Genomic DNA, 22,780 nt, shown 5'->3' with positions numbered 1-22,780 from the left:
ACCTCAAAATACAACCGGCTCAGCTTGCGGCGACGCTACTCACCACGCCTCCACCGACAAGCGCGCTGACGCCTGTGGTTCCGGGGCATGAGGTCGGCAGGCCCCGCGCCACGCGGACGGCGAGGTAGGCGAAGGCTTGGGCCTCCAGCATATCTCCGTCCAGCCCCACGGCCTCGACCGGCTCGACCGCGCAATCGAGGCCCGCGCGCAGCATGTCCATCAGAACCGGGTTGCGGCGGCCCCCGCCCGTCACCAGCACACGCGCAGGGGGTTTGGGGCAATGCTCCATCCCCTGCATCACGCCTGCGGCGCACATGCCGGTCAGGGTCGCCACGGCATCGGCGTCCGAGAGTTCCTGCACCAGTCGGATCATCTCGGCAAAATCGTTCCGGTCCAGCGATTTGGGGGGCATCTTGTTGAAGAAGGGCTCGGACAGGAACAACTCCAGCGCGCCCGCCTCGACCGACCCTTGGCGGGCCAACGCGCCGTCCCGGTCCATCGGCAGACCCAGCCGCGCCTGCATCAGGTCATCCACGGGCGCATTGGCCGGGCCGGTGTCAAAGGCCAGCAGCGCGCCGGGGGCTTCGGGGCCGTCAAAGCTGGGGTCCACATAGGTCAGGTTCCCCACCCCGCCCAAGTTCAGGAAGCACAGAGGTTCGGTCGCGCCGATCCACTTAGCGCAGGCAAAATGGAAGAACGGCGCCAGCGGAGCACCCTCGCCCCCCATCGCCACATCGTCACTGCGGAAATCCCACACGACCGGAACACCCAGCGCCTGAGTCAGACCGTCGCCGTCGCCCACCTGCAACGTCCCACGCCCGCGCGGCTCATGCGCCAGGGTCTGGCCGTGAAAGCCGATCAGGTCGATCTCATCGAACTCGGACAGCGCCTCGGCATGGGCAACCGTCACCAGCTCGGCAGCGGCGTCGACGTCTGGCCCGTACCACTGGCCCAGCGCGGCCCGTAAAACGGCGCGCTCGGCATCTGAATAGGCCCGGTATCCGCTGGGACCAAAGCCCAGAATGCGCACACCATCGGTTTCGACCACAGCCGTATCAACACCGTCCAGAGACGTGCCCGACATGGCGCCCAATGCCCTGACTGCGCCCGTTTTGCTGATCGCCCGACCCATGTTTGCCCTCGTGTTCGTCACGCCCGTTGATCCGGCGCGTTGGCCTCAACCTGCACGGTAACGCGAAGACAGTGCAAGCCACATCGGGCGCGGCCCGCGCTTTTCGTGCAAAACGTGCCTTTTCCTTACCTGAAGCCGCGCCTATACAGTGCCCCGCAACATAAACCCAAAGGGCACGGATATGACCTACCACCCCAAATCGGATTTCATCGCCACGATGATCGAGCGCGGCTTTCTCGCCGACTGCACCGATTATCAGGGCCTTGACGAGGCGCTGATCAGCGGGGTGCAAACAGCTTATATCGGCTATGACGCAACGGCGCAGTCTCTGCATGTGGGCCACCTGATGAACATCATGGTGCTGCGCTGGCTGCAAAAGACCGGCCACAAGCCGATCACTCTGATGGGCGGCGGCACCACCAAGGTGGGCGACCCCTCGTTCCGGTCGGATGAACGCCCCCTGCTGGGCCCTGAACAGATCGACGCAAATATCGCCGGGATGCAAAAGGTGTTCGCCAAGTACCTGTCCTATGATGACAGCGAGACCGGCGCGCTGATGCTGAACAATGCGGAATGGCTGGACAGCCTGAACTACCTCGATTTCCTGCGGGATATCGGGCGGCATTTCTCGGTCAACCGGATGCTGTCTTTCGAGTCCGTGAAATCGCGGCTGGACCGCGAACAATCGCTGAGCTTCCTCGAATTCAACTACATGATCCTGCAAGCCTATGACTTCCTAGAGCTGAACCGCCGCTATAGCTGCGTTCTGCAGATGGGTGGATCGGACCAGTGGGGCAATATCGTCAACGGTATCGACCTGACCCGCCGCGTATTGGATCACGAGATCTACGGCCTGACCACGCCCCTGCTGACCACCAGCGACGGACGTAAGATGGGCAAGTCGCAGGGCGGAGCCGTCTGGCTGAACGGAGACATGCTCAGCGCGTATGAATTCTGGCAATTCTGGCGCAACACCACCGACGCGGATGTAGGGCGTTTCCTGAAAATCTTCACCGAACTGCCCGTCGATGAATGCGACCGCTTGGCTGCGCTGCAAGGGTCTGAGATCAACGAAGCCAAAATCCGCCTCGCCAACGAAGTCACGACCCTGCTGCACGGGGCCGAGGCCGCAGCTACAGCCGAAGCAACCGCGCGTGAGGTCTTCGAAAAAGGCGGTGTGGGCGATGACCTTCCGACCCTGACTGTCGGAGCAGATGAACTGATGGATGGGATGTCTATCGTCCAACTCATTGTTAAATCCGGTCTGGTCAAGTCTGGGAAAGAAGCAAAGCGGCTTATCACCGAAAATGGTGCTAAAGTGGACGACGCCCCCTTGACCGACACGGGTTCAAAATTTCAAATCTACCGAACGGCAACAGGTGATTTTCACGCTCGTCTAGTGGGGTCTAATGGGGAAATTTTGAAAACGACAAAAGACGTTAGACTCAAGTTGTCCGCAGGAAAGAAACGCCACGCTGTAATCAAACTCGGCTAAAACTCAGCATTTGTTCAAAAAAACGGCCACCCTTCGGGGTGGCCGTTAACGTTTCAGATGTGGGCCGGATCAACGGTTGCTATTGTTCCCACCGTTGCCATTGCCACCACCTCCATTGCCCGAGCCGCCGCCCTGACCATTGTTGCTGCCGCCATTACCGGTGCCGGGGCCGGAACCGCCAGTGTTGCCGCCGCCATTGCCGGGGTTACCGTTGTTTCCATTACCGTTACCGGGGCCACCATTGTTGCCTCCGTTCCCCTGACCGCCAGCGCCGTTACCGCCTCCGTTGTTTCCGCCATTTCCGTTGCCGCCGCCGTTTCCAGAGCCGCCGCCCTGCCCATTGTTACCGCCGCCGTTGCCGGTGCCCGGACCAGAACCCCCGTTGTTGCCACCACCGTTTCCGGGGTTGCCACCATTGCCATTGCCGTTACCAGGGCCTCCGTTGTTGCCGCCGTTGCCACCGCCGCCATTACCGGGACCATCGCCGCCGCCGCCGTTACCGGGACCGTCGCCGCCACCGCCATTGCCGGGGCCATCGCCGCCGCCGCCATCACCGGGGCCATCGCCGCCGCCACCATTGCCGGGGCCATCGCCGCCGCCGCCATTACCGGGGCCATCGCCGCCGCCGCCATTACCGGGGCCATCGCCGCCGCCGCCATTACCGGGGCCATCGCCGCCACCGCCATTACCGGGGCCATCGTCGCCGCCGCCATTACCGGGGCCGCCGCCCCCTGCTCCGGGAACAGCATCCGCGAACTGGTCGCTGCTGCGGCTTTCTCCGTTCAAACCCGTTGCACCTATCGAAGCAGTCGGAAGATCGGTCAGCAAACCCGTTAGGCCTGGGCATTGTTCGCTGGTGACCTGCAGCGTGGTATCGAAATCCGCCTGTCGCTGCAGACGTTCAAGAAAGCTGGGTGTTACTTGCGCGCATTCGCACAGAGACGCATAGTCTCCTCTTTTGGTCGCGTCGCGCGCCGTTTTCCAGTTACAGGTCTCTGTCGCAGCAGCGACCTCGCCTACATAAATTACTCCAGCCAACGGGACGACAAGCAGCCCGCAAGCACTACCTTTCAAAAAATTTCGCATCACAGCACCTCCAATTTCAAAACACTCGAATTCGCGAATTTCCTCAGTCACGAAGTGGCGATTGGGCGTGAAAGGCGGATTAACCGAATATGAGAATACCTTTAGGTTTTGCGCCCAAGACATAACAAACCCATGCTCGATCACTGGACACCAAGGGGGTTGCCAAGTTAATGAACACTTGTTCATATCACTCGGAGGAACCTGCAATGCAGCTATCGAACAGCGCCGCCGTGATTACCGGAGGCGCCTCGGGACTGGGCGAAGCAACAGCACGCCATTTCGCGGATAAGGGCGCGCAGGTAACGATTCTGGATCGCGATGCCGACCGTGGCCCGCAGGTCGCAGCCGAGATCGGTGGCCATTTCATACCAACGGACGTCACCGACGAAGCATCTGTTTCCAAAGCAATGGCCTTCGCAGTTGAGCGAATGGGACGCATTACCGCAGCCGTGAACTGCGCCGGGATCGCTGTGGGCGTCAAGACAGTTGGACGAGAGGGCCCACATCCTCTGGACGCGTTTCAACGCACCATAGACATCAACTTAGTCGGCACATTCAACGTATCCCGCCTGGCGGCGGTCGAGATGGCCAAGAATGACCCCGAACCCGATGGCGCGCGCGGAGTGATCATCAACACCGCCTCAATCGCTGCGTTTGATGGACAAAAAGGCCAGGCCGCTTATGCGGCTTCGAAAGGCGGGGTCGTAGGCATGACCCTGCCCATGGCGCGCGATCTGGCGTCCTTGGGTATTCGTGTGATGGCAATTGCGCCGGGCATCTTCATGACCCCCATGCTGGCTGGGCTGCCAGAAGAAGTACAGCAACAGCTGGCCGCTGATGTGCCCAACCCCGCCCGCCTAGGCGACCCGCAGGAATATGGGCGGCTGGCCGGGTTCATCGTGGAAATGGGCTATCTGAACGGAGAGGTCATCCGCATCGACGGTGCGCTCAGGATGCGGTAAACCAGCGCCATGACCGAGCGCGAGAAAATGGAGGCCGGGCAGTGGTATTGTTGTCTGGACCCGGAACTGAACGCCTTGCGCGATCAGGCCAGGCGCGCCGTTCATGCGCACAACACCAGCCCACCGGACCGGCGCACCGACATGGGGCCGGAACTCCGTACCCTCTTGGGTCATGTGGGCGCGGACTGTTTGCTAGAGGCACCGTTTCACTGTGCCTATGGGATGAACATTCGTCTGGGTGACAGAGTTTATTTCAACGCCGGCTGCGTCGTTCTGGATACGGCTCCGGTCCGGATCGGCGACGATACGATGTTCGGGCCCCATGTGCAGATTTATTGCGCCCAACATGCCAAAGATCCGGCAGACCGCGCGCAGGGGCTGGAGGTTGGTTTACCTGTCACAATCGGCAAACATGTCTGGATCGGCGGCGGAGCAATCCTGTTGCCCGGTATCACCATCGGCGACAATGCCACCATCGGCGCGGGCAGCGTGGTCACTAAGGACGTCGCCGCCGGGCAGACCGTGGTTGGAAACCCAGCCCGCGCTCTGCCAGCCTAAGCGCCCTCGGCCTTTTCTTCCAGCATCAGCCATTCCTCTTCAGCAGCAGCGAGTTTTTCCTGCCGCTCGACCAAAGCCTCGGTTGCTTTCTGGAATTTCACAGGTTCGCGGGTGAACAGCTCGGGGTCGGACATGAGTTCCTCAAGCTTGCCGATCTCGGCCTCAAGCCGTTCCATTTCGGCAGGCAGTTTTTCAAGGCGATGTTTTTCCGAGAAGGACAGACCCGCCTTCGGCTGCGCCTCTTGCTTGATCTTCGGCTTGGAAGGTTTTGATTTCTCTTCCTTCTTGGGCAGAAGATCGCCGCGCTGCGCGATGTAATCCGACCAACCGCCCGCATAGACAGTGGCGCGGCCGTTACCTTCCATCGCAATGGTCGTCGTGGCGACACGGTCCAGAAAATCGCGGTCGTGGCTGACCAACAAAACGGTGCCGTCATAATCATCCAGCAGCTCTTGCAGCAGGTCCAGCGTTTCCACGTCCAGATCGTTGGTCGGTTCGTCCAGCACCAGCAAATTGGACGTCTTGGCCATCAGCTTGGCCAGCAAAAGCCGCGCTTTCTCGCCGCCCGAGAGGGATTTGACCGCCGCCCGCGCCTGCCGTTCATCGAACAGGAACTCCTTGAGGTAGCCAACCACATGTTTAGGCTGTCCGCCCACCATAACCTGATCGGCCTTGCCGGACACGCGCATCTCGGGGTCGCCGGTCAGACTGTCCCACAGGGTCATCTCGGGGTCCAGCTGGGCGCGCGTCTGATCGAAGACGGCGACTTCAAGGTTGGTGCCCAAAGACACCGAACCCTCATCCGGGTTTTCCTGCCCCAGCAGCATTTTCAGCAGCGTGGTCTTCCCCACGCCGTTGGGGCCCACAAAGGCCACGCGATCGCCGCGCTGCACCAGCAGGTCAAAATTGCGCACGATGGGTTTTGCATCAAAAGCCTTGGCCAAGCCTTTGGCTTCGATCACTTTTCGCCCAGATTTCGGCCCCGCCTCAAGCGTCATCGCGGCCGAGCCCTGACGTTTGATCTGCGCCGATTTTTCGGCCCGCAACGCTTGCAAGGCCCGCACCCGGCCCTGATTGCGTTTGCGGCGGGCGCTGATGCCTTCGACGGCCCATTTCGCCTCGGACTTGATCAGGCGGTTCAGCTTGTGGCGCTGTTGATCCTCTTCTTCCCAGATCTTGTCGCGCCATGCCTCGAACGCATCAAACCCCTGTTCCTGCCGCCGCACCGCGCCCCGGTCGATCCACAGAGTCGCACGGGTCAAAGCACGCAAAAAGGCGCGGTCGTGCGAGATCAGCACATAAGCCGCACGGGTCCCGCCCAATTCGCGTTCAAGCCAGGCAATCGCCTCGATATCCAGATGGTTGGTCGGTTCGTCCAGCAGCATAAGGTCGGGCGCTTCTGCCATCAGCTTGGCCAGTGCTGCACGGCGACGTTCGCCGCCCGAGGCGGTTTCAACCGGGCGCGCCGGATCAAACTTCAACCCCTCGCCTGCGCGCTCGACTTTATACAGTTCGCCCGGCTCTAGCCCGCTGGAGGCATAGTCGCCCAGCGTGGCAAAGCCCTCCATGCCCGGGTCCTGCTCCATATAGCCGACCGACTTGCCCGGAGGCACAACGATGTCGCCCTTGTCCGGTTCGACCAGACCAGCCATCACTTTCATAAGGGTCGATTTGCCGGACCCGTTGCGCCCCACCAGCGCCACACGGTCGCCGGGTTGAACCACCAGATCAAGCTCGGAAAACACCGGATCGCCCCCAAAGGTCAGGGAAATGCCGGACATCTGCAACAAAGGAATTCTCGCCATGCCCGCCAGCTAAACCGGCAGGGCACAGGCGTCAACGATGATTACCCGGCGACCGAACGCAGCAGCCGTTTGCGCGCCGGAGGAATCGCCCCGATTTCCAGCCCGGTGAACACGTGCAGCGTGTTCATATGCCGGTCGACCACCGCATGATCGCTGACCCAGCCACCCATCATCAGATAGGTGCGCAGCAAGGGTGGCATCCGTAGCATCGCCTTTTTCGCATCAGGCCGCCGCCGCAACCGCGCGGCAAAGCGGAACACGTCGGGCGCCTTGACCCTCGGCAGCCAGCGTTTCGGCGCCAAATGCCGGTGTTTCAGCATGGCGAACGCGTCCAGATACTTGTCTGTCTCGGTGCCAGCAAAAGATGAACAGCCAAATAGCATTTCGATGTTGTTCTGATCCACATAGGCCGTCATCGCCCCCCAGGCCACGCGCAGGATATCGGGATCAGTCCAATCGGGATGGATGCAGAACCGCCCCATTTCGATCATCCGCCCCTGAAAATCCTCAAGTGCGGACAAATCGTAAAACTGAGCGGAATAGCTGCGACCGACCTCGGCCCCATGTTCCATCGTGAACATGCGAAAGCAGCACACCAGGTGCCCGTCTGATCTGGTATCCTCGACCAGGATATGGGTACAGATCGGATCAAACGCGTCACAGTCGGTTTGATCCGTCGCAAAGGCCAGAGTGCGTAGCCGCTGAGCCGCCCTCAGATCCTGTTCGTCTTGCGCCAGACGCGCGCGATATCGGCCTTTGCCAAGCAATAGAGCCATGGTCGCATCCTCCGCGGTTGCCGACCCGTTTCAACTTGTCGCGTGGGTATCACACTATGTGTGACCGTCCCATGACGACGGCAAGACAGAACCACGAATTAGTTGGTCGCGCCTGGAATGTTTGCCGGATTGAAGTTGCCGATATTACCCAGAAGCTGACGCAAAAAGCCCGTGCCCTCGATGCTCGAGTCGGTGACACGCCGATCAAGCTGCACGATAATACCGTCTTCCAGACCAAAGCGCTCGATATTTCGGACCACGCCTCGCTGGTCAAAGCTGATCGCAACCAACTGACGCTCGACCACTTCGGGGCGCTTGGGGCCGTAGTGGCGCACCTTCGAGCGCACATAGTAGAAACCCGAATCCCGCACTACACCAGAGGAGCTGGGAGCGCCAACCGCCTCGATCACGCTGTCGCGGGTATCGACGCCGACCTTTATCTCGGCCAGTTCCTCTGCCGGAGGGATATAGCCGTGATTCTCGAAAATCGGTGTACAAGCGCTGGCCACCGCCAGACAGGCTGTAAAGACAAGCGTTCTGGACGCCGGTTTCAACCTGTTCACAACCTTTAACATGCGCACCCTCTTGCCTTGGCCCCTTGCGGACCCTATCCGCTTACATCAAACCGCAGCCCCGGTTCAACACAGGAAAGGGTCACGAATGAGCAACCAGACATCTCTGCGGGTGGCCGACCTGCCCCAAAACACATCAACCCCGTTTGACCTGCGCCCTGACGCCAAAGAGCTTGCGGTCATCCGAGAAGATCTGGGCCTGCTGGGCCTGCGCAAGCTGCGCTTTGTTGGCGATGTCCGGGCTCAGGGGAAACGCGACTGGGTGCTGGCGGGCAAGCTGGGAGCGACAGTGATTCAGCCCTGTGTCGTCACGCTGGAACCGGTCACAACCCGGATCGACGTGCCGGTCGCACGCGTGTACGTGGCAGACTGGGCTGACCCCGATGAGGAAGAGTTCGAAATCCCCGAAGGAGACGATTCGGAACCGCTGGGCCCCGAGATCGACCCTGCATTAGTAATGGTTGAGGCTCTGTCGCTGGCCCTGCCCCAATACCCCCGAAAAGATGGTGCGGAACTGGGACAGGCGGACTATACCGAGCCGGGCAAACAGGCGATGACAGATGAAGATGCCAAACCCTTTGCCGGGCTTGCCAGCCTGCGCGATGCGCTGAAAAAAGACGAGTGACACGGGACAGATTTCCTGTCATAGCACGCCCTCAGAAAAATTGCTTGAACATGTCGAGAATCGCAGTATTTTCGCGCGCTCATCGGAATTTGGGTTGGACATTGCGGGGCTCGTCCCCTAAACGCGCGTCAAACCACGTAAAAAACGAAGAATGAAACCCGGTCGGCAGCGAATCTGCGGACCCTCAGTAGACAAAGGTTGAGACCATGGCCGTCCAACAGAACAAAGTTTCCAAGTCGCGTCGCAATAACCGCCGCGCACACGACGCTCTGGTTGCTGCAAACCCGAACGAATGCGCAAACTGCGGCGAGCTGAAGCGCCCGCACCACGTCTGTGCGTCCTGCGGCCACTATGATGACCGTGAGGTCGTCGCTCAGGCCGACGAAATCGACCTGGACGAAGACGCGGCCTAAGCCTTTCAAAGCGCAGGCCAAGGCATGACGGAACAGCCCACGCAAACCGGACGGATCACAATCTCGGTTGACGCTATGGGCGGAGATTCGGGCCCCGCTATCGTTGTGGCGGGGATCGCCAAATCGGCGGACAAGAACCCCGACATCGCGTTCATACTGCACGGACCTGAAGCCGAGTTGCGCAAGCTTGTTGCCAAACGACGTGTCCTGAACGGGCGCGTCGTTTTTCGTGATTGCACCGACGTGGTCACGATGGAGGACAAACCCAGTCAGGTTGTGCGCAACGGCAAGCAAACCTCGATGTGGTCGACGCTGGAATCGGTGCGTCAGGGCGAAGCGCATGGTGCAGTGTCCTGCGGCAACACCGGCGCGCTGATGGCGCTGTCGATGATACGGCTGCGCAAACTGCCCGGTGTGAACCGCCCGGCTATCGCGATTCTGTGGCCTTCGCGCAACCCGCAGGGGTTCAACGTGATGCTGGATGTGGGCGCCGATGTGCGCGCCGACGCGAAGGATCTGTTGCAATACGCGTTGATGGGCGCCTCATACGCGCGCAACGGCATGGCGCTAGAGCGTCCCCGGATCGGCCTTCTGAATGTGGGCACCGAAGAACACAAGGGCCGCGCTGAATTGAAAGAAGCGCACGCCATGATCTCGGACTTTGCGGAACAGGCCAGCTTTGATTTCGTGGGCTTTGTTGAAGGGAGCGACATCCCCGGTGACAAGGCGGATGTCATTGTAACCGACGGGTTTACCGGCAATGTCGCAATCAAGACCGGCGAAGGCACGGCCAGCCTGATCGGGGACCTTCTGCGTCAGGCATTCAAGTACTCGCCTCTGTCCCGGCTGGCTTCGGTTCTGGCGATCACCTCGCTGAACCGGTTGAAGAAACGTATCGACCCGCGCCGTGTGAATGGCGGGGTTTTCTTGGGTCTCAACGGCACGGTCGTGAAATCTCATGGCGGTGCGGATGCCACCGGAGTTTCGGCCGCCGTGAAACTGGCCTTTACCCTGGCGCAATCCGGGTTCTCTGAAAAATTGGCGGCACGGGTTGCATCGACGGTCGAGCTTGCACAAGATGCCGCCCACGCACCGTCCAAGGCGGGCGAATAACAAAAAAGGCAGTACCCCAACATGGCAGGCCGTTCAGTTGTTGTAGGTGTCGGACATTATTTGCCAGAGCGCATCGTTCCGAATTCCGAGTTTGAAAAGTCGCTTGATACATCTGATGAGTGGATCAAAACCCGCTCGGGTATCGAACGTCGTCATTTCGCAGCCGAAGGTGAAACCACCTCGGACATGGCGACCAAGGCGGCCGAAGCCGCACTGGCGGATGCCGGGCTGACGGCGGATGACATCGACGCCATCGTTCTGGCAACTTCGACGGCAGACCTGACCTTTCCTTCAGCGGCCACCATGGTGCAATCTAGGTTGGGTATGACCAAAGGTTTTGCCTTCGACGTTCAGGCCGTTTGTGCGGGTTTCGTTTACGCCCTGACCAATGCCAATGCTCTGATCTTGTCGGACCAGGCCAAGCGGGTGCTGGTGATCGGGGCCGAGACGTTTTCCCGAATCATGGATTGGACGGACCGGTCCACCTGTGTGTTGTTCGGCGATGGCGCTGGTGCCTTGATTCTTGAACGCCAGGAAGGGGCCGGTACAGCCGAGGATCGCGGTATCCTGGCTACTGACCTGAATTCCGACGGCCGCTACAAAGACCTGCTTTACGTCGACGGAGGAGTTTCGACCCAAACAACTGGTTTTCTTCGTATGAAGGGCAACCAACTTTTCCGCCAAGCGGTCGAACGTCTGACCGCAACTGCCGAGACTTGCTTGGAAAAAGTTGGTCTTGGACATGAGGATGTGGACTGGATCGTTCCCCATCAGGCGAATATTCGTATCATTCAGGGCACCGCCAAGAAGCTGGGCGTGCCCATGGATCACGTTGTCGTGACACTTCAGGACCACGGCAATACGTCTGCTGCATCGATTCCCCTGGCTATGTCCGTCGCCAAGCAACGCGGGCAGTTCAAACCCGGCGATTTGCTGGTGACAGAGGCAATCGGGGGTGGATTGGCGTGGGGTTCTGTCCTCCTGCGGTGGTAACAGGCGCAAAACGGCTTACACACAGCCGTGCAATTCATTGATATTGACAGTGAATTTGCCCTGACCCTATGCTTTACCATCAACAGGGGAAAATGGCATGGGCGACAAAACACTGACCCGAATGGATCTGAGCGAGGCCGTCTTTCGTGAGGTAGGCCTCTCACGCAATGAAAGCGCGCAACTGGTCGAAAGCGTTCTGAACCATATGTCCGACGCGCTTGTGCGCGGCGAACAGGTCAAGATTTCATCTTTCGGGACGTTCAGCGTTCGGGACAAAACTGCCCGCATCGGCCGTAACCCCAAAACCGGGGAAGAGGTTCCTATTCAGCCGCGTCGCGTGCTGACCTTTCGCCCGTCGCACCTGATGAAGGATCGCGTCGCCGCAGGGAACCGCAAGTAGGATCAGGACAGTAGCGCCATGAGCAAGTCACCCGACGCCTTTCGCACGATCAGTGAAGTTGCGGACTGGCTGGGTGTTCAGGCCCATGTTCTGCGATTTTGGGAAAGCCGTTTCACACAGGTGAAACCGGTCAAACGCGCGGGTGGCAGGCGGTATTATCGACCCAATGACATGCGCCTGCTTGGAGGTATCAAAAAGCTGCTGCACGAAGATGGGATCACCATCAAAGGCGTGCAGCGCATTCTGCGTGAGCAAGGCGTGGCTTATGTGGCATCGCTGTCGCAGGGGCTTGATGAAACCGCCGAACCCGAAGCCAAGGCAAACGACGCGGTGGTGGTTCCATTTACTGCAAAACCTGAGCCCAGCCAGCAGATCACTCTGGACCTGGGAGATAGCAGCACGACTCCTGGTGCGCCTAAGGAAAGCCCTGCTGCAAAACCCGCTCCGGCCACGCCGCAAGACACATCTGTGCCGCGCGAAGCGGTTGCACCTGTCCATGTCGAACGGTCTCCGGCAATTTCTGGAATTGCAGCCCGCGCCTGGGCACGAACCGATTTCGACGACGATCTTTTGCGCCGGATTGCACCCGTCGCAAAAGAACTACGCGCTGTTCTGAACAGAATTGAAAACCGATCCGCGGGATAAGAAAAAAGGCGATGATTTCCTCTTGCCCCCGCCGGGAAAGTCTTTATGAACACCTCAACGTCGGGCTATGGCGCAGCCTGGTAGCGCGTCCGTCTGGGGGACGGAAGGTCGCAGGTTCGAGTCCTGCTAGCCCGACCAAATCACACCGACGTTTATGGCAGACAGGCCAGATCCCGCTCTGGCATCAGGGGGGATCGAGATGACAGGTGTATGCCCAAACCAGCAAATTGAAGGCATGATCGCACGCGGTGAGATCACTGCAAACCCGGCGGTCGTCGACGCGCAGGTACAACCGGCCAGTCTGGATTTGCGTCTTGGAACAGTCGCTTACCGCGTGCGTGCCTCGTTCCTGGCCGGCGAAGGGCGATCGGTCGCCGACCGCCTGACCGAGTTCGAGATGCACCGCATCGACATCACCGACGGCGCGGTTCTGGAAAAGGGATGCGTCTATCTGGTGCCTCTGATGGAATCGCTGGCCCTGCCTGACAGCGTGACCGCTGTGGCCAACGCCAAGAGCTCGACCGGGCGGCTGGATCTGCTGACACGTACAATCACAGATGGAGGGGCCGAATTTGACCGTGTGCCCGCTGGCTACCGCGGCCCGCTCTATGCCGAAATTTGCCCCCGTTCCTTCTCGGTTCTAGTGCGACCGGGCATGCGTTTGAACCAAATCAGATTCCGTCAGGGACAAGCCGTGTTGAGCGACGCAGAACTGAGCGCGCTGCACAATAAGTCCCCGCTGGTCGATGGACCTGCGGTCATTCAGGATGGGTTGGGCTTTTCAGTTGACCTGCGCCTGCCCGACACTGACCTGGTGGGCTACCGTGCCAAGCCCCACACGGGTGTGATCGATCTGGACCGGATTGGTGAATACGACCCGCAGGAATATTGGGAAGAAGTGCGCACCACCGAGGGGCGCATCATCCTTGATCCCGGCGCTTTCTATATCCTGGTCAGCCGCGAGGCTGTTCATATCCCACCAATGTATGCCGCCGAAATGGCCCCTTATCTCGCTATGGTTGGTGAATTCCGGGTGCACTATGCCGGCTTCTTCGACCCTGGTTTTGGTCATGCTGCCGCTGGGGGTGCAGGGTCACGTGGCGTATTGGAGGTGCGCTGCCATGAGGCCCCATTCGTGCTAGAGCATGGGCAGGTCGTGGGACGGCTCGTCTACGAAAAAATGGCTGAAATGCCCACACAGCTCTATGGGGCGGGCATTGCGTCAAACTATCAGGGACAGGGCTTGAAACTATCCAAGCACTTTAAAGCTGTCTCTTAAAACTTCATGAACCGCCGCATCTGACGAGTCATCCGCTGCATCTGTTTCATGTTTTGCGCCTGACGGTCGCCGTTTTGTTTCATATGCTGGGCAGCTTGAGGATCATTGGCAGAAGGCTGTCCTTGTTGCGGCTTTCCAACTCGGCCCGCCAAGTCGAACCCTTTATCGACGCCTTTTGTCACAAGCCGACGCATGACTTGACGCACAATCATATCGATCATTCGATTGGCATTCATTGCTTAACTCCGTTTCCTGCACCTCAACATAGGTGATTCTTGCGTCAACAAAAGGGCCGCGCGATCACTCTTCCTCGAACAGTTCGGTCTGCTCGTCGTCATCTTCATCCGCGCGCCCTTCGCCCATTGGGATCGTTCCCGGAGGCGGCCGGTTTTCCAGCAAACCTGCGGCCCGCAATTCTTGCAGCCCCGGAAGGTCGCGGGCGTTTTCCAGCCCGAAGTGATCCAGAAACTGCGGCGTCACCACAAATGTCACTGGGCGGCCCGGTGTCATGCGGCGGCGACCCAAACGAATCCACTCCATTTCCAGCAACTGGTCGATGGTCCCGCGCGAGACGGACACGCCACGGATTTCCTCGATCTCGGCCCGCGTGCAGGGCTGGTGATAGGCCACGATGGCCAGCGTTTCGATCGCGGCACGGCTGAGTTTGCGGGTCTCAACCGTTTCCTTCTGCATCAGAAATCCCAGATCGGGGGCGGTTCGGATGGCCCAGGCCTCTCCCACGCGCACCACGCGCACGCCGCGGCCTTCGTATCGTTTGCGCAACAGATCTACCGCTTGCGCCGCATCGCTGCCATGGGGCATCCGGGCCTCGAGATCGCCGATCGTCACCGGTTCGGCGCTGGCGAACAGCACGGCTTCGACCATGCGCTCCTGTTCGGCCAAGGGGGGTGCTTCGAACAGTGTGCCGGTTTCCTCAGAGGTTTCAGTCACGTGTTTCGGTCCTCTTGCGCAGATGGATCGGAGCAAACGTTTCGCTCTGTTTGATTTCCATGTGTCCTTCTTTCACCAGCTCCAGCGAGGCCGCAAACGTCGCCGCCGTGGCCGAGCGCCGCCGCACCGGATCGGCATCCCAGCCGTCCGGCAGATAGGTCTCCATATCTGTCCATGCGCCTGCAAACCCGATCAGAGGGCGCATCCGTTCCAGCGCCTGTTCCATGGTAAAGACGGCATCGCGGTCCATGACAAAGGGGCGGAATTCGTCGCGGGTACGGATGCGCGCATAGCCCTGCATCAGGTCAAGCAGCGTCGCCGAATAGGTCACTGTACGGATGCGGGTGATATCCTCACCCTGCCCGCGTTTGAAGAAATCACGCCCCAGCTGGTCGCGCGCCATCAGACGGGCAGCAGCATCTCGCATGGCCTGCAGACGTTCCAGTTGGAAGGCCAGGTGCGCGGCTAATTCCTCGCCCGACGGTCCTTCGTCATCGGGATCGGGCGGCAGCAGCAGGCGGGATTTCAGAAAGGCGAGCCACGCGGCCATGACCAGATAATCTGCCGCCAATTCGATCCGCAGCGCGCGGGCCTTTTCCACGAAGGTCAGATATTGCTGCGCCAGCGCCAGAACCGAGATTTTCCGCAGGTCAACCTTTTGCGTCCGCGACAGGGTCAACAGCACGTCCAGCGGGCCTTCGAACCCGTCAACGTCAACAATCAACGCCTCGGCAGCAAGCCGATCCGCGACCGAGACCGGGTCTTCGCTGAAAAGGTTATCGTTCATATACCTGCCCGCCCATTAGGGCAGATAGTTCCGCCTCGGCGGCTTCGATGTCAAGTTCCACGGGCTTTTGCCGCATCGACAGCGCCTTTTCGGCGCGTTTTTGCGCTTGCGGGGTCATCTCGCCAGCGGCCTCCAGCACTTTAGCGCGGGCCTCATACGAGCCGTTACAATGCAGGACCACGTCGCAGCCCGCAGCCAACGCGTGCTGGGCTATCTCTTCGGGCGCACCGCTCAGGGCTTTCATCGAGATATCGTCGGTCATAATCAGCCCATCGAACCCGATCTTGTCTCGGATCAGGCCGATCATCGTAGGCGAAATCGTCGCCGGTTGCGGGTCGATCCGGTCATAGACCAGATGCGCGGTCATCCCCATGGGCAGATCGTTCAAAGCGCGGAACGGAGCGAAATCAGCCCCTTCCAGCGCCTGTTGTGTCAGGTCCACATGCGGCAGGTCATGGTGGCTGTCCAGCGTTGACAGCCCGTGGCCGGGCATATGCTTGATAACGGGAAGAACACCGCCTTCAAGATGCCCCTTCGCGACGGCGCGCCCGATCTTGGAAACCTTATTAGGGTCAGACCCATAGCAGCGGTTCTTTAGAAAAGCGTGCGTATCTGCGCGCGCCAGATCCACCATGGGGGCACAGTTACTGTCGATGCCCAGCTCGAACAATTCCCGCGCGATCAAGCGATAGCGCAGATACATCGCGCGTTCGGCGTGATCCCCGGCGCGTTCAGCATGATCCAGCGGCGGCAGCCACTCGCGCGCGATGGGCGCGCGCAGGCGCTGCACGCGCCCGCCTTCCTGATCAATGGTAATTAGGCAATTGCGACCTACCGCCTCGCGGAACTCATCACACAGAGCGCGGACTTGATCCTCGGTCTCAATATTGCGGGCGAACAGAATGAACCCAAACGGGTTCATTTCTCGAAACAGTTTCTTTTCCTGAGGCGTCAGGCGCAGCCCCTCGGCATCGGTAATTGCGGCGCGAAATGTCACCGAGCGGCCACCGGGATACAGTCAGCGCCTTGCCCTTGCAGAGCGGCACAGAACTGGCGTGAATCGCTCAGGTCATCAAAGCCCAGAACCCGAAGGCGATAGAACGTCCGCCCACCGCTTGAGGTTTTCTGGATAACACGCTGTTTTCCATCCATATACTCGCCGAAACGCCCATTCAGACGATCCCATTCGGCCCGCGCGACATCAGGGCTTTCATACGCGCCCAATTGGGCCATGCGTGTACCTTTGGACAGCGCGTTCGGATCGACATCCAGCCCCACGGCCGCTTTGACTGCGGCGTTGATGGCGTCTTCGGTCTTGCTGGATGCAGTAATGCCACTGGCAGTCGTTCGTGCGGGCCGCGTGTTCGGACGCAATGAGCGTCGGACGCCCGGCAGGGCTGCAATCGCAGGGTCAGGCAGTTGCGCGGCCAGATCGGCAGGATCAATCGCGGGTTCATCATCCAACGGAGCCAACGAGGCCAGCTGAACACCTTCGTCTGTTTCGGTATCAGGCGTTTTGGCCTCGCCCGCCAATTCGGCAACCAACGCATCAACCGCGCCTTGACGCAGTTGAGCCGCCTCCTGGTTCGAAATTTCCTCTTCAACCACATGCACCGCAGGGGTTGCACGCAGCGGTTCAACCGGCGTGTCCTCATCCGTCAGGGAAACCGGGCGCGGAGCAAGAATCAGACGATCTGCCGGAGGCGCAGCCGTCCCGACCGCAGCGACAGTATTTACTGCAAGGCCCTGATGATCAGCGGGGGTTCCACCGGGGTTTTCTGGCTGAATACGCATAGGGCCTTCAACAGCACGTACCACCGGAACGCCACTGACATCGCGCATCACAAGCTTGTAGCCCCAGACACCGATCCCCGCGACCAAGGCGAGGGATGCAACCGCGCCCAGCGCATTCACGATACGACTTAAACCGGCGGCACGGGGCGCATCTTCGTATTCGTGCATCTCATCGGAATAGTCGTACCCACCCTGAGGATGCGGTTGATTCGTGTAATGCATCTGCTCGGGACGCATTTGCCCCGAGTAATCGTAGTTCGCCATGTCCGCCTCACCGCCCGTTTCGCGCCGGGAAATAAGGCGCGCGGGTCATTTCTTGCCTACCTCGTACCGGCGCGTCGGGCGGTGTTTGTTACCGCATCTCCTGCGCCGGGGTAACGCCAAGAATACCCAAGCCCGCTGAAATCACAACAGAAACGGCACGGGCCAATGCGATTTTTGACTGGCTTGTGGCAACATCGCCATCCTGGATGAACCGCAGCTGGGTTTCGTCGTTGCCCTTGTTCCACAGCGCGTGGAAGTCTCCGGCCAGTTCATAGAGGTAGAACGCAACGCGGTGCGGCTCATTCGTGCGGGCGGCGATTTCCACCAGACGCGGCCATTCGGCCAGCTTTTTCGCAACCGTCAGCTCGGATGCGTGATCGTTCTTGCTCAGATCGGCCCCTTTCAGGGTCGCGTCATCTGCGGCAATCCCGGCCTCAGCCGCGCGGCGCAGAACGCTCATGACGCGGGCATGAGCATATTGCACGTAGAACACGGGGTTCTCGCGGCTCTGCTCCAGCACCTTGTCAAAATCGAAATCCAGAGGCGCGTCGTTCTTGCGGGTCAGCATCACGAAACGGGTCACATCCGGACCGACCTGATCCACCACATCGCGCAGGGTGACAAAGTTCCCAGCCCGCTTGGACATCTTGAACGGCTCGCCATTCTTCCAAAGCTTCACCAACTGGGTCAGCTTGATGTCCAGCGGCACCTTGCCGTCAGACAGCGCCGAAACAGCGGCCTTCATCCGTTTGACATAGCCACCATGGTCGGCACCAAACACGTCGATCAGCGCGTCAAAGCCACGGCTGACTTTGTCATAGTGATAGGCGATATCGGGCGCGAAATAGGTCCACGCGCCGTCCGATTTCTTGACTGGGCGGTCCACGTCATCGCCATGCTCGGTCGATTTGAACAGAGTCTGCTCGCGCGGCTCCCAATCCTCGGGCTTTTTACCCTTGGGCGGCTCCAGCACACCTTCATAGATCAGGCCCTTGTCGGTCAGCGACTCCAGCGCGGCCTCGATCCGGCCTGTGCCGTAGAGGGACTTCTCGGAAAAGAACACATCCATCTCAACGCCCAGCGCCTTAAGATCGGCACGGATCAGGTCCATCATCGCATCGGTGGCAAAGTTGCGCAGATCTTCCAGCCACTCGCTTTCAGGTTTGTCGATCAGGCTGTCGCCGTATTTCTCTTTAAGCGCCTCGCCGATCGGGATCAGGTAGTCACCGGGATAGAGCCCCTCGGCGATTTCCGGGCTGAGGCCATTCGCCTCGCGATACCGCTCATAGGCCGAACGCGCCAACACATCCACCTGCGCGCCGCCGTCGTTGATGTAATACTCCCGCGTCACATCATGGCCGGAATAGGCCAGCAGGCTTGCCAAAGCGTCGCCGAACACCGCGCCCCGCGTATGCCCCACATGCAGCGGACCGGTGGGATTGGCCGAGACGTATTCGACGTTCACCTTCTGCCCGGCCCCCATGGTCGAGCGGCCATAATCGGTGCCCGTCTCCAGAACCGCCGCCAGCACGCCCTGCCAGACACCAGGCGCAAGCCGCAGGTTCAGGAACCCCGGCCCGGCAACCTCGGCGCTGGTGATCCGGTCATCGGCGGCCAGTTTCCCGGCCAGCACATCGGCAATGTCGCGCGGCTTCATCCTGGCCGGTTTCGCCAGCACCATCGCCGCGTTCGTGGCCATATCGCCATGCGCCGCATCGCGCGGAGGCTCCACGGCGACGTTGTCAAAGCTCAGCCCCTCGGGCAGCGCGCCTTCGGACTGCATCTGTGCCAGCGCGTCCAGTACAAGGGCGCGGATCTCGGAAAACAGGTTCATTTCGGATGTCCTTTTGCTTGCCCGGCGGTTTACCACGCAAACCAGCAAGGTCAATGGATGCCTAAAGTTTGCTCTTGGTTTAAGCGCATTCCCCATTAAAGTCGCGCGGAATTGCCTGATCGGAGACCATTCATGCGCCTTGCCCTGCCCCTTAGCCTGCTTCTGTCCACCGCCCTGCCCGTTCTGGCCGAAATGCCCGCACCGCAAGGACATGTGTTGGTGACACTGGGTGGCGCGGTCACTGAGACCAACCTGCCCGCGCGGGGCGAGAATGACGGCGGGCTGCTTGGGTTTCTCGAAGTGACTCATGACGGGGCAGCAGGGTTTGACGCCGCCCTTCTGGACAGCCTGCCCCAGGTTCAAATAACCATTCCCTATGGCCCGCCCGATCATCAACGCGACTACACGTTTAGTGGCCCGCTGCTGTCGGATGTCATGATCCTTGCGGGGGCCGAAGGAAAAACCGCACGTCCCATGGCAATGGACGGATATCAGGCGGAAATCCCATGGGATAGCATTTCGACGTACAAACCTATTTTAGCCACCCATGCCGACGGTGCACCGATGGGCGTCGGAGGATATGGCCCCACCATGATCGTGTTCCCGCCAACCGACGATGCAGACGCAGCCGATGCTCAAGCCAGCCAACAGGTCTGGGCGCTGGCCTATATCGGGATCGAATGACCCGCCGGCGCGGGTCGTCCTGTCAAACGTACATGATCCTGTATCGCAAACCGGTCCGTCATCCCGGCGATATAGTCTGACACGATCCGGGCAAGTGCGGTTTCATCCACTGCCGCCTCAATATCGGCGTGCCAGCGGGCAGGCATTTGACGCGGATCCACAAGATAGATCGGGAACAGTTCCTCGACGATCTTGCTAACCTCGGCCCGCACTTCCATCACCGAAGGCGCGCGATACATCCGGGTGAACAGAAAGGCGCGGATATCCTGCAACTGCGCCCACAATTGCCCCGAGAACTGGATCACCGGGCGGCCCAAATGGCGAATATCTTCCACCGATTGCGCACCAGATTCGGCAATCAACCCGGCAGATGTATCGATCACATCCGAGACCATGACCCCAAAGACGCGCCGCAGAGCCTCGTGCCTGCGCCGATACGGATCAAGATTTGGATAGGCGCGATCAACCTCGGCATAGCATGCACCCACAATCGGCAGGGCTTGAATGTCTTCGTCACTGAACAAATCCGCCCGCAGCCCGTCCAGCAAATCGTGGTTGTTATAGGCAATGTCGTCGGATAGGGCCGCAACCTGCGCCTCGGCGCTGGCATGAGTGTGCAGCTCCAGATCAAACGCGCCGTTGCACTCGGCCAGCGCCCAGGGTAATTCACCAACCACCGGACCGTTGTGCTTGGCAATGCCTTCCAGACACTCCCAAGTCAGGTTGCAACCGTCGAATTCGGCATAATGGCGTTCCAGCTTGGTGACAATCCGAATGGCCTGAGCGTTGTGATCAAACCCGCCATATGGCTGCATCAGCGCGTGCAATGCATCTTCGCCGGTATGACCAAAAGGCGTGTGACCCAAATCATGCGCCAGCGCCACGGCCTCGGTCAGTTCGGGGTTCAGGCCCAAGGCCCCTGCAATGGTTCGCGCAACTTGCGCCACTTCGATTGAATGCGTCAGACGGGTGCGGTAGCTGTCCCCTTCATGTTCGACAAACACTTGCGTCTTGTGTTTGAGGCGCCTAAACGCGCTGGCATGAATGATCCTGTCACGGTCGCGCTGAAAGCATGACCGGAAACTGCTCTCGCCCTCCGGCACCAACCGCCCTCTTGCGCGGCCGGGGTCCGAGGCAAAACCCGCTCTGTCCAAAGGTCTTGTCCTTGTCGCCTGTCCTTTGGTTACATATATTGTAGCGCAACAAGGAAATAAACCTTTGGAGTCCGGCATGAATCTGCCCCCCACAGTCACCGAACGCGCCTTTGACCGTCTTGCCGAGATCGGCGCAGCGGATCAAGGGCAGGCTTTACGCGTCGCGGTCGAAGGCGGCGGATGCTCCGGGTTTCAATATGAAATTGCGCTGGATCGGCCGAGAGACGATGATCTTGTGTTGGAAGGCAAAGGCCAAAAGGTCATCGTGGACTCGGTTTCCCTACCCTTTCTGGAAAACGCGGTCATCGACTTTACTCAGGAACTGATCGGTGCGCGGTTTGTCATCGAAAACCCAAACGCCACTTCTTCGTGCGGCTGCGGCACGTCATTTTCGATGTAGCGCCGGTGGGGGCTTTGCCCCCACACCCCCAGGATATTTTTGGACAGATGAAGAGGGATCCACTCCCCGGCATTAAAACCGGAGAGCTTCACCTGTCGCGGTCATCGGCGTCCCCGCCTGTACCGCCTAATCTTCGTGTACGAAAATGGTTAAGGATCCGTTTCTTCATCTGTCCAAAAATATCCCGGAGCGCGAGGCAGAGCCTCGCCACCCCCTGCCCCACTTGCCGCTGGGTTCATTCTGCGCGATAGGTTGCCAACAGCTTTGGAGGGCCGCGCATGAAAATCGCCACGTTCAACATCAATGGAATCAAAGCCCGGGCCGAGGCCCTGCCCCGGTGGCTGGACGAAGCACAACCGGACATCGCTCTGCTGCAGGAAATTAAATCCGTCGACGAGAACTTCCCCCGCGAAATATTCGAAGAACGCGGGTATAACGTTGAAACCCATGGACAAAAGGGTTTCAACGGGGTGGCAATCCTATCTAAACTCCCTTTGGAAGACGTCATACGCGGCTTGCCCGGCGATGACGAGGACGAACAGGCGCGCTGGATCGAGGCGACTGTGATCGGGAAACAAGCTCTGCGTATCTGCGGGTTATACCTGCCTAACGGCAACCCTGCCCCCGGCCCCAAATACGATTATAAACTGGCGTGGATGGAACGTCTTTTCGACCGCGCGCGCGACTTGATTGCAAGCGAAGAACCAGCCTTGATGGCCGGAGATTACAATATCATCCCGCAGGCCGAGGATGCTGCGCGGCCCGATGCATGGCGTGAAGACGCTCTGTTTCGTCCCGAAAGCCGGGCAGCCTTTCGCAAGATTCTAAACCTAGGATTCACCGAGGCTTTCCGCGCACGCACTCAGGGCCCCGGCCACTATTCGTTTTGGGACTATCAGGCCGGTGCGTGGAACAAGAATGACGGCATTCGCATCGACCACTTCCTGCTGACACCACAGGCAGCCGATCTCATGCGGGATTGCCAGATTGATGCGGCGGTGCGCGGGCAGGAAAAACCCTCGGACCATGTGCCGGTTTGGGTGGATCTGGACCTTTAG

At 59.8% G+C, this 22,780-nt stretch carries 25 protein-coding genes and 1 tRNA gene; 14 read left to right on the top strand and 12 right to left on the bottom strand.

What is annotated here, in order from left to right; genetic code table 11:
* Positions 1-19: 19 nt before the first annotated feature.
* Positions 20-1,132 (bottom strand): anhydro-N-acetylmuramic acid kinase, encoded by a 1,113-nt coding sequence (locus J7380_RS03035; RefSeq protein WP_209194417.1) that lies wholly within the window; start codon positions 1,130-1,132, stop codon positions 20-22.
* A 181-nt stretch (positions 1,133-1,313) separates the two neighbouring features.
* Between J7380_RS03035 and tyrS the strand changes: the two genes are divergently transcribed.
* Entirely contained in the window at positions 1,314-2,627 is a 1,314-nt protein-coding gene (gene tyrS, locus J7380_RS03030) for a tyrosine--tRNA ligase (protein WP_209194416.1), read from the top strand.
* Between the two features lie 69 nt (positions 2,628-2,696).
* Here the strand turns inward: tyrS and J7380_RS03025 are convergent, their stop codons facing one another.
* Positions 2,697-3,713: a hypothetical protein gene (locus tag J7380_RS03025; RefSeq protein ID WP_209194415.1), complete on the bottom strand. Its 1,017-nt coding sequence runs from the start codon at positions 3,711-3,713 to the stop codon at positions 2,697-2,699.
* A gap of 206 nt (positions 3,714-3,919) precedes the next feature.
* On the opposite strand from J7380_RS03025, the gene J7380_RS03020 reads away from it, so the two are divergent.
* Complete coding sequence (locus J7380_RS03020) at positions 3,920-4,675, top strand: 3-hydroxyacyl-CoA dehydrogenase (protein ID WP_209194414.1); 756 nt, start codon at positions 3,920-3,922, stop codon at positions 4,673-4,675.
* 9 nt (positions 4,676-4,684) lie between these two features.
* The gene (locus J7380_RS03015) at positions 4,685-5,233 is read left to right on the top strand and encodes a sugar O-acetyltransferase (RefSeq protein ID WP_209194413.1); all 549 of its coding nucleotides are present in this window, start codon (positions 4,685-4,687) and stop codon (positions 5,231-5,233) included.
* Here the strand turns inward: J7380_RS03015 and J7380_RS03010 are convergent.
* The 3 genes from J7380_RS03010 to bamE all read right to left on the bottom strand — a co-directional run bounded on the left by J7380_RS03010 (position 5,230) and on the right by bamE (position 8,389).
* Positions 5,230-7,038, bottom strand: a complete 1,809-nt coding sequence (locus tag J7380_RS03010; RefSeq protein WP_247742360.1) for an ATP-binding cassette domain-containing protein — start codon at positions 7,036-7,038, stop codon at positions 5,230-5,232. The two genes, J7380_RS03015 and J7380_RS03010, sit on opposite strands and share 4 nt — an antisense overlap.
* 41 nt (positions 7,039-7,079) lie before the next feature.
* Positions 7,080-7,814, bottom strand: coding sequence for a GNAT family N-acyltransferase (locus J7380_RS03005; RefSeq protein WP_209194412.1), 735 nt, complete (start codon positions 7,812-7,814; stop codon positions 7,080-7,082).
* Positions 7,815-7,912: 98 nt separating this feature from the next.
* Entirely contained in the window at positions 7,913-8,389 is a 477-nt protein-coding gene (gene bamE, locus J7380_RS03000; RefSeq protein ID WP_209194411.1) for an outer membrane protein assembly factor BamE, read from the bottom strand.
* Between the two features lie 85 nt (positions 8,390-8,474).
* Between bamE and J7380_RS02995 the strand changes: the two genes are divergently transcribed.
* The 8 genes from J7380_RS02995 (at position 8,475) to J7380_RS02960 (ending at position 13,854) form a co-directional block, all read left to right on the top strand.
* A complete protein-coding gene (locus J7380_RS02995) occupies positions 8,475-9,011 on the top strand; it encodes a DUF177 domain-containing protein (protein WP_209194410.1) in 537 nt (178 codons plus the stop codon).
* Positions 9,012-9,217: 206 nt separating this feature from the next.
* Positions 9,218-9,424, top strand: a complete 207-nt coding sequence (rpmF, locus tag J7380_RS02990; protein ID WP_037316137.1) for a 50S ribosomal protein L32 — start codon at positions 9,218-9,220, stop codon at positions 9,422-9,424.
* Positions 9,425-9,448: 24 nt separating this feature from the next.
* A complete protein-coding gene (gene plsX, locus J7380_RS02985; RefSeq protein ID WP_209194409.1) occupies positions 9,449-10,537 on the top strand; it encodes a phosphate acyltransferase PlsX in 1,089 nt (362 codons plus the stop codon).
* 21 nt (positions 10,538-10,558) lie between these two features.
* The gene (locus J7380_RS02980; protein WP_209194408.1) at positions 10,559-11,530 is read left to right on the top strand and encodes a beta-ketoacyl-ACP synthase III; all 972 of its coding nucleotides are present in this window, start codon (positions 10,559-10,561) and stop codon (positions 11,528-11,530) included.
* A gap of 97 nt (positions 11,531-11,627) precedes the next feature.
* Positions 11,628-11,930: an integration host factor subunit alpha gene (gene ihfA / locus J7380_RS02975; RefSeq protein ID WP_008755922.1), complete on the top strand. Its 303-nt coding sequence runs from the start codon at positions 11,628-11,630 to the stop codon at positions 11,928-11,930.
* Positions 11,931-11,948: 18 nt separating this feature from the next.
* Positions 11,949-12,575 (top strand): MerR family transcriptional regulator, encoded by a 627-nt coding sequence (locus tag J7380_RS02970; RefSeq protein ID WP_209194407.1) that lies wholly within the window; start codon positions 11,949-11,951, stop codon positions 12,573-12,575.
* Between the two features lie 61 nt (positions 12,576-12,636).
* Positions 12,637-12,713 (top strand) — tRNA-Pro (locus J7380_RS02965).
* A gap of 61 nt (positions 12,714-12,774) precedes the next feature.
* Positions 12,775-13,854 (top strand): 2'-deoxycytidine 5'-triphosphate deaminase, encoded by a 1,080-nt coding sequence (locus tag J7380_RS02960; RefSeq protein ID WP_209194406.1) that lies wholly within the window; start codon positions 12,775-12,777, stop codon positions 13,852-13,854.
* On the opposite strand, the gene J7380_RS02955 is transcribed toward J7380_RS02960, so the two are convergent.
* The 6 genes from J7380_RS02955 to argS all read right to left on the bottom strand — a co-directional run bounded on the left by J7380_RS02955 (position 13,851) and on the right by argS (position 19,484).
* Entirely contained in the window at positions 13,851-14,090 is a 240-nt protein-coding gene (locus tag J7380_RS02955; RefSeq protein ID WP_170354446.1) for a hypothetical protein, read from the bottom strand. The two genes, J7380_RS02960 and J7380_RS02955, sit on opposite strands and share 4 nt — an antisense overlap.
* Positions 14,091-14,154: 64 nt before the next feature.
* Positions 14,155-14,805, bottom strand: a complete 651-nt coding sequence (scpB, locus tag J7380_RS02950) for an SMC-Scp complex subunit ScpB (protein WP_209194405.1) — start codon at positions 14,803-14,805, stop codon at positions 14,155-14,157.
* Positions 14,798-15,592 (bottom strand): ScpA family protein, encoded by a 795-nt coding sequence (locus J7380_RS02945; protein ID WP_170354448.1) that lies wholly within the window; start codon positions 15,590-15,592, stop codon positions 14,798-14,800. Before J7380_RS02945 ends, scpB begins: the two co-directional genes overlap by 8 nt.
* The gene (nagZ, locus tag J7380_RS02940) at positions 15,582-16,589 is read right to left on the bottom strand and encodes a beta-N-acetylhexosaminidase (protein WP_209194404.1); all 1,008 of its coding nucleotides are present in this window, start codon (positions 16,587-16,589) and stop codon (positions 15,582-15,584) included. Before nagZ ends, J7380_RS02945 begins: the two co-directional genes overlap by 11 nt.
* On the bottom strand, positions 16,586-17,650 hold the full coding sequence (locus J7380_RS02935) for an SPOR domain-containing protein (protein WP_209194403.1): 1,065 nt from the start codon (positions 17,648-17,650) through the stop codon (positions 16,586-16,588). Before J7380_RS02935 ends, nagZ begins: the two co-directional genes overlap by 4 nt.
* An 88-nt stretch (positions 17,651-17,738) precedes the next feature.
* Complete coding sequence (gene argS / locus J7380_RS02930; protein ID WP_209194402.1) at positions 17,739-19,484, bottom strand: arginine--tRNA ligase; 1,746 nt, start codon at positions 19,482-19,484, stop codon at positions 17,739-17,741.
* A 132-nt stretch (positions 19,485-19,616) separates the two neighbouring features.
* Between argS and J7380_RS02925 the strand changes: the two genes are divergently transcribed.
* Positions 19,617-20,168 (top strand): hypothetical protein, encoded by a 552-nt coding sequence (locus J7380_RS02925; protein ID WP_209194401.1) that lies wholly within the window; start codon positions 19,617-19,619, stop codon positions 20,166-20,168.
* Here J7380_RS02925 and J7380_RS02920 read toward each other — a convergent pair.
* Positions 20,150-21,322, bottom strand: coding sequence for a deoxyguanosinetriphosphate triphosphohydrolase (locus tag J7380_RS02920; protein ID WP_209194400.1), 1,173 nt, complete (start codon positions 21,320-21,322; stop codon positions 20,150-20,152). The two genes, J7380_RS02925 and J7380_RS02920, sit on opposite strands and share 19 nt — an antisense overlap.
* A 76-nt stretch (positions 21,323-21,398) precedes the next feature.
* Here J7380_RS02920 and J7380_RS02915 point away from each other — a divergent pair, with 76 nt between their 5' ends.
* Complete coding sequence (locus J7380_RS02915; protein ID WP_209194399.1) at positions 21,399-21,722, top strand: iron-sulfur cluster assembly accessory protein; 324 nt, start codon at positions 21,399-21,401, stop codon at positions 21,720-21,722.
* 278 nt (positions 21,723-22,000) lie between these two features.
* Positions 22,001-22,780 carry an exodeoxyribonuclease III gene (gene xth, locus J7380_RS02910; protein WP_209194398.1) on the top strand — a complete coding sequence of 260 codons (780 nt, stop codon included), beginning with the start codon at positions 22,001-22,003 and terminating at the stop codon, positions 22,778-22,780.

Source organism: Ruegeria sp. R8_1 (assembly GCF_017743815.1).
Lineage (GTDB): Bacteria > Pseudomonadota > Alphaproteobacteria > Rhodobacterales > Rhodobacteraceae > Ruegeria > Ruegeria lacuscaerulensis_A.
The sequence above is the reverse complement of the archived record's forward strand: the minus strand, read 5'-3'. Positions and strand labels throughout refer to the sequence as shown.